At 42.3% G+C, this 12,281-nt stretch carries 5 protein-coding genes; 3 read left to right on the forward strand and 2 right to left on the reverse strand.

Going from position 1 to position 12,281, the window contains the following annotated elements:
- The first annotated feature begins 74 nt into the window (after positions 1-74).
- Positions 75-3,653, forward strand: coding sequence for an NB-ARC domain-containing protein (locus C7B70_RS02700; protein WP_233220800.1), 3,579 nt, complete (start codon positions 75-77; stop codon positions 3,651-3,653).
- A 64-nt stretch (positions 3,654-3,717) separates the two neighbouring features.
- Here C7B70_RS02700 and C7B70_RS02705 read toward each other — a convergent pair whose 3' ends face one another.
- Positions 3,718-4,827, reverse strand: a complete 1,110-nt coding sequence (locus C7B70_RS02705; protein ID WP_106367645.1) for an HAF repeat-containing PEP-CTERM protein — start codon at positions 4,825-4,827, stop codon at positions 3,718-3,720.
- Between the two features lie 294 nt (positions 4,828-5,121).
- Positions 5,122-10,749 carry a translocation/assembly module TamB domain-containing protein gene (locus C7B70_RS02710; protein WP_106367540.1) on the reverse strand — a complete coding sequence of 1,876 codons (5,628 nt, stop codon included), beginning with the start codon at positions 10,747-10,749 and terminating at the stop codon, positions 5,122-5,124.
- 239 nt (positions 10,750-10,988) lie between these two features.
- Between C7B70_RS02710 and C7B70_RS02715 the strand changes: the two genes are divergently transcribed.
- Positions 10,989-11,369 carry a DUF3110 domain-containing protein gene (locus C7B70_RS02715; RefSeq protein WP_106367646.1) on the forward strand — a complete coding sequence of 127 codons (381 nt, stop codon included), beginning with the start codon at positions 10,989-10,991 and terminating at the stop codon, positions 11,367-11,369.
- Positions 11,370-12,281, forward strand: coding sequence for an N-acetylmuramic acid 6-phosphate etherase (gene murQ, locus C7B70_RS02720; RefSeq protein ID WP_106367541.1), 912 nt, complete (start codon positions 11,370-11,372; stop codon positions 12,279-12,281). It begins immediately after the preceding gene.

The following is a 12,281-nucleotide window of genomic DNA, read 5'->3' on the forward strand; positions in this document are numbered from 1 at the left end:
ATTTGAAGGTAAAAGTTAAAATAATCTGGCATTTAAGCGCGATCGCCTCCGAAATTAAGATAATACTCTTTGTAGTGAGTAACCAACCTATCCCCCTTGTGCCAATGACTGTTGAAGATGCAATCGCATTTATTGAGCAAGTTGTACAACCCAAACAATTGAATAAGATACAACGCCTTGTTCTGGATTGCTCTTATCAAGGTCATTCTTATCAAGAAATGGCGATTGGTTCTGGGTATGACTGCGGCTATATTAAAGACACTGGTTATAAATTGTGGCTGCTACTATCTGATAGTTTGGGAGAAAAAGTAAATAAGCAAAATTGTCAAGCAGTTATTAAACGTTTGGCTCAAAAAAGTATAAATCCTGCTCCTGTAGTTTCTTTGAGTCAAGATTGGGGAGAGGCAATAGATGTCTCAGTGTTTTACGGGCGAATTATTGAATTAACTACTTTGCAACAATGGATAGTAGGCGATCGCTGTCGATTGATTACAATTTTGGGTATGGGCGGAATTGGTAAAACTGCTCTGGCGGTAAAAATTGCCGAACAAGTAAAAGCAGATTTTCAATTTTTAATTTGGCGAAGTCTGCGTAATGCACCTGCTATTGAAAAGCTGCTATCTGACTTAATTTTATTTGTTTCTAACCAGCAAGCAGGCGAAAAACCTGGAAGTATTGACGAGCAAATTTCTTTATTAATTAAATACCTCGCCTCCTCGCGCTGTCTGTTGGTGCTTGATAATACTGAAACAATCTTGCAAAGTGGCGAACGAGGAGGAAACTATCGTCAAGGTTATGAAGGGTACGGACAACTAATTAGACGCATTGCTGATGAGCGTCATCAAAGTTGTTTGATATTAACAAGTAGAGAAAAACCCGTTGGATTGTCGGCTAGAGAAGGTGAAATTCTCCCGGTAAAGTCACTCTCTATTACGGGAGTTGCTCAAGAAACCGGGCAAATAATTCTGGCATCTGTTGGTTTAACGCAATTTGACGACGCAAAAGAATTAAGTGATCGCTATGCTGGTAATCCTTTAGCGCTAAAAATTGCCGCCTCTACAATTAAATCTTTATTTGGCGGTAATATTAGCGCCTTTTTTAACCAAGGAACTATAGTATTTGGCGATATCTGGGATTTACTCGAACAACAATGCGATCGCTTATCCAACGTAGAAACGCAAATAATGCGGTGGTTGGCAATTGCCCGCGAAAGGGTGACGTTACAAGAATTATACGCAGACATCATTCCCAAAATCCCCCAGCGCGAACTAATGGAAGTGCTGGAATCTTTGCAAAAGCGATCGCTAATTGAAATTAATACTTTTGGCTGCACCCAGCAACCCTTAGTTATGGAGTATGTAACCGAGCGCTTAGTTAAACAGTTTTATACTGAAATAGCTGATCATCAATTGCAGTTACTTAATAGCTATGTCTTAATTAAAGCCTCCGCTAAAGACTACATCCGAGAAGCACAAATTCGGCTAATTCTGCAACCTGTAAGTGAAGCGCTAAAAAATAGCTTTGAAAATAAGCAGCTACTTAAAGCCCATCTCGATCAACTTCTGGGGACTTTACGGGCTAACTCTGCTTACCAAAATGGTTATGCTGCGGGAAACTTGCTTAACTTGTATTGGCATCTGCAAACTGATCGTAGTGATGCTAGGGACTATTCTTACTTGGCTGTCCGCCAAGCTTACTTACCCAACGTAACACTACATCAATTCAACTTTACTCAAACAGAATTTGATCGCTGTGTGTTTGCGGAAACTTTTGGCGGTATTACTGGTGTTGCTTTTAGCCCCGATAATCAATTACTCGCAACTAGCGATACTGGCGGCAAAATTCATATCTGCCAAGTTAGCGATCGCACGCAATTAACTATTTGCAAAGGTCATATACATTGGGCTTGGGCGATCGCATTTAGTCCTAATGGGCAGCTTTTGGCAAGTGTGGCGGATGATTATTTGGTCAAGCTTTGGGATGTAAAATCTGGAAATTGTCTAGCTACTTTAGAAGGGCATACTTATTCAGTAAATACGGTAGCTTTTAGTCCTGATGGGCAAACTTTGGCTACTAGCGGTCAAGATCGAGAGATTAGGCTTTGGGATTTGAGTAATATCAAAAATGCACCCCGCGTACTGAAAGGACACTCTGAGCGCGTGTGGTCAGTGGCTTTTAGTCCTGATGGACGAATGCTGGCTAGTGGATCTGAAGATAATGCGATCGCTTTATGGGATCTAGCAACGGGTAACTGTCATTATCTCCAAGGACATACAAACTGGGTGCGAACTGTTGCTTTTAGCGTTGATGGGCAAACTCTTGTTAGTGGTGGCTACGACCAAACTTTAAGGTTTTGGGATGTTAATACTCGACAATGCTTGAACATCATTTCCGCGCATACAGGGGTAATTACCGCCGTGAGTTTTAGTAGTAACGGGCAATGGTTGGCTAGTAGCAGTTACGATCAAACTCTCAAACTTTGGGATGTCAGAACCCTTGAATGCCAAAAGACTTTTATCGGACATACTAACCGAGTTTGGAGCGTGGCGTTTAGTCCCGACAATCAACAACTAGCTAGTGGCGCAGATGACCACGCAACGGCGTTGTGGAATATTAAAACTGGGGAATGCGATCGCACAACTATCGGACATACTAATTCAGTTTTGGCACTCGCTCTAAGTAACGACGGTAATTTATTAGCAAGCGGACACGAAGACCAAACTATTCGGCTATGGAATTTAGCTCAAGGTAAATGCTGTCAAACTATCCAAGGACATACTAACCGCGTTTGGAGCGTGGCTTTTGCGCCTCAAGAAGAAGTTTTAGCCACAAGTAGCGCCGATCGCACTATTAAATTATGGAACTATAAAACTGGGGAATGTCTGCGGACTATAATGGGTCATTCTAGTTGGGTTTGGTCGGTGGTTTTTAGTCCTGATGGCGATTATTTAGCCAGCGCTAGTTACGACCAAACGGTCAAAGTGTGGGAAGTGAAGACCGGAAAATGCCTGCAAACTTTGACAGAACATACAGCGTCAGTAACGGCGGTAGCTTTTAGTCCTGATGGCAAACACTTGGCTAGTAGTAGTTTCGACCAAACTATTAAAGTGTGGGAAGTTTCCACAGGACAATGTATTTTTACGCTGCTAGGTCATACTAATAGCATCTGGGCAGTTTCTTTTAGTCCTGATGGTCAACAATTAGCTAGTGGTAGTTTCGATTGTACTATCCGTGTCTGGAATATCACTACAAGAGTATGTACGCATATATTAAAGGGACATACCGCCCCTGTTACTTCGATTTATTATCAACCGATGCAGACAGCTTTCCCTACCGCAGATAATTGGCAATTAGTGAGTGCGGGTTTTGACCAAACTATTCGCCAATGGAATTTACAAACTTGCGAATGCACCCAAATGACCGGACATACAGGAATTGTCTATGCGATCGCCATGTCTGCGTCTATACCCAAGCAAATTGTTTTTAGCGGCAGTTTTGACGAAACTATTAAGGCTTGGAATCTGGAAACGGAAAATTGTTTTTTATCTATGCGATCGCCTCGTCCCTACGAAGGAATGCAAATTACTAAGGTCAAAGGATTGACTCAGGCACAAAAATCAACCTTAAAAGCTTTAGGTGCTATAGAAAATTAGACGTTGTTTTAGATACATTAATTTTGGTATAGAGACGTTGCAATGCAACATCTCTACAATGTGGTTATTTCTTGCGTTTACGCCAATTACTAAGACCAAATAATCCTAAACCTAATACTCCCAAAACAGAACTTGGTTCGGGTACTGCTGTGGCGATAAAACCGCGCTGTACGCCGTTATAAAGACCAACTCCAATAATATCGCCATTATTATTAATCTCCAACGCCGAAGTAAGTTCCCATCCTACGCTGGGGTCAACCAAGCTATTGAGATCGAGTATTTCGCCATCTTCCCATAAAAAAGCGTGTTGTGTAGATTCCCCTGACAGGGTGGAATCGCCAACTATCTGTTGGGAATTATTAACGCCCAAAGCCTTGCTAAAATTACCACCTAATGACCCTAAACTAACTCCGATTTGGGTAGGATCTTCCCACAAAGTAGCAAACTCTACATCATTTGAAAGGGAGTTGCTAGAGCTACCAACAATATTACCTGAATCGTTAATATCGCTTGCAGTAGTACCATATAGATAGAGTAAGGGATCTTCAGGCTCGGTTGAAGCGGGAATAAGAAAATTCTCACCGCTATTATTAGTTGTACCCTTGATACCAATTCCACTATATATGCCCGTACCAATTACTTGGTCTTGATTATTGATAGCAATATTAGAAAGGCTTCTGGTAAATATAGCTTCAATTGTCGAGCCGTCGCTTTGTTGCACTAAGCCGACACGACTATCATAATTTAGTGCTATTGTACCCGAATCGTTGATGTCTTCTGCTGTGTTGGGAGAACAAAAATCACTACAGATTTGATCGCGGGGTAAGCCAGAAATTGTCAGTCCGTCGGAAATGAAAGCTTGATCGGGTATGGTTTCTTGATACAGCGTAGATTCATTGATTGTCAGCCCACCGCCGACGATCGCACCTTTATTATTGATAGATGTAGCAAAAAGATCGCTATTGTTAGCGCCCTGAAGGGTATTTAGATTAGTGACATTGCCATTTTGCCACAAATACTGTTGTCCTACTACCTGAGCGCTATCATTGATATCTGAAGGCAGAAAATCTAAACCAGTAATTGCATACAAAGAAGCTGCATTAACGGGTGCAATGCTTCCTAGTCCAATTGCGATTCCAGCAGTAGCGATTGATAGTTTTTTGACTGAAAACATGATTTTCCTATTCTTACAATTTGACAAAATAATTCGCCTAGCCTGTTATTAGATAATTAGTCTTATCTACAATAGATTAGTTGTTTAATAAAAGCTTTTTTCTATCGCTCAATTAGTGCGTAATTTTTCAACAAGTTAAATATAACTTATAAATTTATATTTTTATGTAAAATTACTGTGAAGTTAGCCATATATAAAATTACTGTAACGTTGCTCAAGTGCTTGTGTATGGCAAGTTTAACTAGTAATGAGTATCAAATTATACTTATATAAACCTATACTTATAAGTATAATTTAAAAGCTGTTTTGGTACTCGAAAATTGCCAAACTTTCAGCGTTTAAATTTGATGAAGCTCGGATACGGACGCGATCGCTCAACCGATAACTTAAACCAAATTGGGTAGGATCATTAGTGGTGAGTATTTTTAGCACCGACACCGAAAGATTGCGCGAAAGATCGACATTTCCTTCGGCTGCTAACCCCAAGGTTGAACTGCGCGATTCTTCAGAAGTCGTGACTGTTGGAAATAGACGCAATTCGTCTAAACCCAAAGCATTACCAATGCGGCTGAACGTGCCTTGAAAATTGCCTAAGATTGCTGAACCTGCTAAGTTGGCTAAACCTAATGTGCTGTCACCCCGTCCAAGAGTATCGACAAAGCCACCACCAATTAGGGCAACAATTTCGTTTTGGCTGCGGCTAGGATCACTGGTTAATTCTAAGTTATCAAAGAGTTGACTAGCGGGGCCTTGTACTCTAGCTTGAACGCGCACGGTGCGCAGAGAGCCAAGATCGGTAGCCAAAGCTTCACTAATTTCCGAGGAAATAGGAGATGATGGAACTCGACTTGATTGAGTTACTTCGGGAACTCTAGCCACCAATCGAACATCAAGATCGGGGTCTAATCCGCGATCAGGAATAAACGTTGCTTGATTTTTGTAGTCACGAGAGAGGACAAATTGAGTCGTAAATAAATTGACCCCCCCACTACGCAAACGAATATTACCTTGGGGGCGAATATCGTCTAAAGAGCCGTTGATAGTGAGCGTACCGCCTGCTTGAAATTGTAAAATTGGCTGACGAGCGATCGCAATATTATCGCCCAAAGTCAATAGCAAATTATTAAATGCTGGAGAAGTTGAAACGGGACTAACCGTAGATGGACGTAAAGAATTAGCTATTTGTTGACGGCTAGAAGTTGCCGCATCTTGATTTTCACCCAGCAATACTTGACCATCGGCTAACAGCACTTCACCGCCAATTACAGGACTATTTGCAGCGCCAGAAACGACTACATTACCACTTGCGCCCCCCCGATACAATCCTTTGAGATTGAGTGCCAGTTGGTCTAAGTTAAAAGTTAGGGGATTAGCTAAATCGGGGTCATTGGGTGGCAAACTTTTAAAGATGGGGAGAACACCTTTAACTACTACTTGACCTTTAGAAAAATTGCCTTGGAGATTTTCAACTTGTAAGCGGTCAAAATCAAAGTCTACAGTCCCCGTTACATTGGTCAAAGGTTCCGGTAAAGCTTGGGCGGTAATTGTGGCGTTGTTGATTGTAGCAACACCTGTAGCTACTGGTTGCTTGAGCGTTCCCCGGACTTGGAGTTGCACTTTGCCTTGACCATTTTGCCAAGCTACTTGATTAGTAAATAAATTGAGTAATGCCAAACCTTCATCTTGAACGTTGATATCTAGCGTAATGCGATCGCTCTCAGGTTTAACGGTCACAAAAGGCAAGGCTAGAGGGACGTTACCACTAATTGTTACAGGTTGGGGGCTATCAACTTTAATCGTGCTATCGAAGTTTAACCGAGCGTTGTTATAACCAAAGCTGGAAGTTGCGTTATTAATTTCTTTTTGGTTTAAAGTGCCGTTTGCTAAACTAAGTTTGCCGATTACTTGGGGATTAGAAAGTTGTCCTGTTAAAGTTGCTTGCGCGTTGAGGTTTCCTGTTATATCTACAGGCAATTTCACAAAACTATTGAGCGCCTCAATAGGAAAATTGTTGATTTGCAATTGTCCGGTTTGCCTTGTACCGCCAATTTGACCGCTAAATGCTACTAATGACTGGTCTGATTGCAGACGTAAGGGGGCAAAAGTTAAAACACCGCCCATTAAGCTACCTTCTGCTTTTACTTGATTTGCAGTGTAGTAGTTGCCTAGTTTCCAGTCTGTACCGTCAATGTCAAACTTTACTGATACATTTGGTACAGTGCCATTAACTGCAATGTCTGCGTTAAAAATTCCCTCTAAGTCTTCAAGCTTGGGTATTTGGGGCGAATTGCTACGACGCTCTTGTTGCTGTAGCTGTAGCAACATATTAATTTCCGAGTAGCGGCGCAATTGAGCAAGCAAAGTTGCACCGGGTAAGCCTACGGGTAAAGCCCGGAGACTATTTGCGCCTCCTGGGGTTGGTAATACACCACTAGAATTTTGTAAACTTATTAATTGAAAAGCAGCGATCGCATCAGTGACTTTTCCATTTGTAACTTTCAGTTGTCCTTTGATTTGAGGAGCGCCCGAACCATTGGGGGCAAAGCTTCCGGTGGCTGCATAGAGACTTTCACCAATTTTAAATCGGGCATCGGTTAAACTTACAGCGCCATTATTGTAGGTAAATTGTCCGGTAAATTCTTCGCCTTTAAGCCGACCTAAAACGGGTTGAGAAATAGCTACATCGCCAGCGACGGCAATTGTTTGTTTATTAACGGTAAAATCTCCCGTTAGCAAGCCACCGACAGGTTGCGAACCCAAAGCAGTATTAGGCAAGCGTAAGGAAAGCGCCAATAAGGGGAAGTTTTCGACCTTTACTAACAGATTTTCGCCGTTAGTTTCACCTGTTGCGATCGCGCGATCGCGTTGTACAGTAAAAGAATTAGGGAGATAATTAGGGTCAAGGTTTAGAGCAATGCGATCATTATTTCCTTTAACATCTAACTCCACGCCGCTACTCGTTGTAGTCTGTACGTTTCCGGTTAAAACTCTTTCAAAAGCCAGCTTATTTACTACCAAATCGCGTAGCCGCACCGCCCCTACTACATTGGGAGTTGGTAAAGTACCGCTAATTCTCCCAGCAAAATCTCCCTTTCCTGCCAAACTTACGGTATTAGGAAGGTTAAAAGGTAAGTCTTGTAAGGCGTAGTTTTTTGCCTGGACTTGCAAGTTTAATGATTCAATAGCGGGAATTTGCGGATTAACAAAAACAACTCCACTAGCAATAGTGTCAACAGAAGTAGCTTTTAAGACGGTAACTTTTCTGCCATCCCATTTAATGTCTGCCGTTAGCGGTTGCGTTACTAAAGACACTCCTTGAGACAATATTACTTGTCCGTTGGCGCGAACTCCTGCCAAATTGAAAGCTGCAACATTTCCATTTACCTGCAATTGACCGTCTAAATTGCCGCGTAAATCTGGGGAAAATTGACTTAGTTGGAGTTGGTTGGGGTTGACAAGCGCTTGAAAATTGCCTTTATTTAGCTGAATATTTGTCGCCACAATCCTACCACTAGCAGCATTTAATTGTCCTCTCCCGGTGGCAGAAATTGCATTTAGTTCAAAGGATTCGGTAGTTCCAGAAGCCTGAAATACCCCGCTTGCTCTCCCTCTAAACTGCGGTGGTACAGTAGTAGGAACTATTTGTTGTAATTGCACATCTTCAGCTTGAACAAGGGCTTGATAATTGCCTCTATTTAGCCTGATATTGGTAGCTGTAACCGTTCCATCAGCAACCTTTAAGCGTCCGATTCCCGTAGCTGCGATCGCATTGGGCGCAAAAGATGCCGTAGTTCCAGAAGCATTAAATATACCCGTCAATCTGCCTTGTCTTAACTGTGGCGGTACAGGGACTAAACTACCTAGTTGCACATCTTGAGGTCTAACAAGGGCTTTATAGTTACCTTTATTTAGCTGGATATTGGTAGCTGTAACTGTACCACCGCCAATATTTAAGCGCCCACTTCCCGCAAGTGCGATCTCATTTGGTTGAAATGATGCCGTAGTGCCAGAAGCCTGAAATACGCCTGTTAATCTGCCTTGTCTTAACTGGGTTGGGACTTCTACTAAACTACCTAGCTGCACGTTTTGAGGTTTAACTAGGGCTTGCCAGTTACCTTTATTTAGCTTGATATTTGTAGCTGTAACTGTACCGCCGCCCACCGCTAATTGCCCAACCCCTTCAGCTAAGATCGTTTCTGGCTTAAAAGACTTTGTAGAACCTAAAACGTTAAATCGACCGCTTGAAGGCGCTTGCAAGGCTGGCGGAACAGAAGTTAGTTGTCCTAGCCTGACTCTATTTGCAATTATGGATGCTCTAAAAACTTCGCCTTTTAATTGTCCCGCCGCTTGGACTATACCGCCTGCTACCAAAAGCTTTGTATCGCGGAAGGTGAAAGTATCAGCGTTATTTATAACAATTTGTCCGCTACCAGGATAACTCGCTTGGGGTGCTTGCCAATTGACAATGGTTTGTAAGTTACCGATACCGCCGCTAACAAAAGTTTTAGCCGATACTGTACCAAGTCTTAATTGTGGCGAGATATTGTACTGACGCGCGATCGCATCTCCGGGAATATTTCGCGCCACCGTATCAAATCCTAGCTGTGGCGTTTCCCCTAATTTAATAATCCCATTTCCGGTAACTTGTCCTCCGGCGACGGGAATTGCTTGAATATTTCTAAAAGCAATTACTAATTTTGCGGGTGCATAGGCAAATTCACTGCGGATTTGCTTAAAATTTATTCTGTCAATCCGGGTGATTTTAGTATTGACTACCGTACCGGATAATACTGGCGTTTCTAAAGCGCCCACCAACTGAACCTTAGCGCTTACATTCCCGCTTACTGGTACGGGTAATTGCAACTTTAGAGTTTTTTGAGCATTAGCTAAAGTCACCGATGGGACAATTGCGCTAATATTGTAACCTCGCTGCGTATCTAAAATTCCGTTGGCTATTAGCCCAATTAAGCCGTAGCTAGTGGTAACTTTATCTAGTCCAATCACCGTACCAGTAAACCGCAGATTACCGTTTGCTTGCTTAAAAGCTTGGGGTAGTTGCTTTACTTTGGCGGTAACAGAACTTAAATTAACTGCGCCAGTTAATAATATTGGTTGCTGTGGCTTGCTGTAAATTTTTAAATTGCCACTAACTCTACCCGATTGGAGTTCTAGAGGTAACTTAATTAAGCGAGTTGCTTCTGATGCTAAAACATCTTGAGCGCGAAGCTGTAAGTTTGTTTCTTCAGTTTTAGGACGGGTTTCGCCTCTAATCGACAGGCTACCATTAGTTGACAATTGACCGTTTAGATCGTACTTAACTAACTGGTTATTTTCTAAAAGTTGAGCCGAACCATTGTCTATATTGACTTGTACTTGATTTTTGCCCTTAGTTTTAATATTTGGGACTAATACAACATTAGCGTTTTGAACCCGAATATTATCTAACTGGGTTTTAAAAGCTCCTTTACTCTCTTGGGTATTGATGGTAGTAGCAATCCACTGTCCGGTTGAATCTTGGTCAATATAGACATCAGGATTAATTAGAGTTATATCTAGCTTTAAAGTCCGCGTCAATGCTAGTTGAAATAAGTCAAACTTAACTTCTACAGCTTCCACCGTAGCGCGATCGCGATCTTTATTTGTAGCAGGTATGGCAGACTTACCAAAACGCAAGCTAGTTAGGGAAACTCTTTCAACTTGTCCTAGCTGAACATCTCGATTTAAAGTTTGAATTAAATTTGCTTGGATTATCGGCGCTAATTGCTCTTGCACAAAACCCCACAGCCACCAAGCACCCCCCGCAACTCCAATTAAAACGGGAATACCTAAATATATACCTGTGCGTCTAAATAACATAAACCAGAAACGCTGACGGGAATTATATTTATTTTTGCTATGGACTTCTGCCGATAATTTCGTCATTCCACCTCACAATTAGCAAAAGTAACCGAATCAATAGATGTTACAACTGCTGTGTTCCTACGGCAAGGGGTACAAAAAATTCTTAATGGCGCGATCGCCTAGGATAGAAGCTAAGGACGCTAATTTATTATAAGTAGTTGCAAAAAATTAATTTAAGTTAGCGCTAGTTCTTTATGGTAGAGAATGGTGAAACCTGAAAAATGAGTAATTGAGGATCGAAACTAAACATGGTCGCACCTATGCGCGTATTCGTTTTATTATTTAATGCTCGTACCGAAAACGAGGGTATCCATACAATTCAAGTAGGCGATCGCAATAAGCTATTGATGTTTGAATCAGAGGATGATGCTACTCGCTTTGCACTCATGTTAGAAGCCCAAGACTTTCCTCCAGCTACGGTAGAAAGGATGGATAGCGACGAAGTAGAAGAATTTTGTAATGGTGCTGGCTACGATTGGGAACTTGTACCCGACGGCGCTTTAGCTGTACCACCCGAAAGCAATGTTGAAGATACCGACTGGAAAGAAGAAGGTAAAAATCCCTCACCAGACGACAAAGAAATAACCGACGACGATGCAGAATTAGACAGGATTCGCCGCCAGTTTGAGGGATTGCTGTAAATGACTAATTCAGATCGGGGATACTTACTAACTGAGCAAGTTAATCCTCATAGTCAAAACTTAGACAAGCTAAGTTGTCTAGAAATTGTCGAGTTATTTAACCGCGAAGATGAAAAGGCGACTTCCGCCGTCGCCGCAGCAAAAATCCCCCTAGCGGAGGCTATCGAGCGTACGGCGGCGGCTTTAAGCAAAGGTGGGAGGTTATTTTACATTGGTGCGGGTACGAGCGGTAGATTGGGCGTATTAGATGCGGCGGAATGTCCGCCAACTTTTTGCACTCCGCCAGAATTGGTACAAGGTATTATTGCGGGGGGTGCGGGGGCTTTGCTAAAGAGTTCTGAAGACTTGGAAGATCGCGCCGAAGATGGTGCAAGTGCGATCGCAGTGCATCAAATTACCCAACTAGATGTAGTAGTAGGAATTACCGCCGGAGGAACTACACCTTATGTACACGGCGCTTTGCAAGCGGCAAGGCAAAGCGGCGCAACTACTATTTTTATCGCTTGCGTACCTGTAGAACAAGTAAGTATCCCCGTAGATATTGACATTCGGCTCTTGACTGGTGCGGAAATTGTTGCAGGTTCTACACGGCTTAAAGCTGGTACGGCGACAAAACTTGCCTTAAATATTTTATCTACAGGGGTAATGGTAAAGCTAGGCAAAGTTTACGGCAACCGGATGATTGATGTAGCAGTAACTAATAAAAAATTACGCGATCGCGCAATCAGAATGCTACAAGATTTAACGACCTTAAACCCTGAACAAGCAGATTTATTGCTCGAACAAAGCGGTAAATCGGTCAAACTTGCTCTAGCTATGCACTGGACGGGTTTAGACAAAGAAGCAAGCGCTCGCTTATTATCTACACATCAGGGCAATTTAAGAGCCGCAGTAGAAAGGGGTAATGGGTAA

The organism is Chlorogloea sp. CCALA 695, assembly GCF_003003885.1.
In the GTDB taxonomy this organism is placed as follows: Bacteria; Cyanobacteriota; Cyanobacteriia; order Cyanobacteriales; family Chroococcidiopsidaceae; genus Aliterella.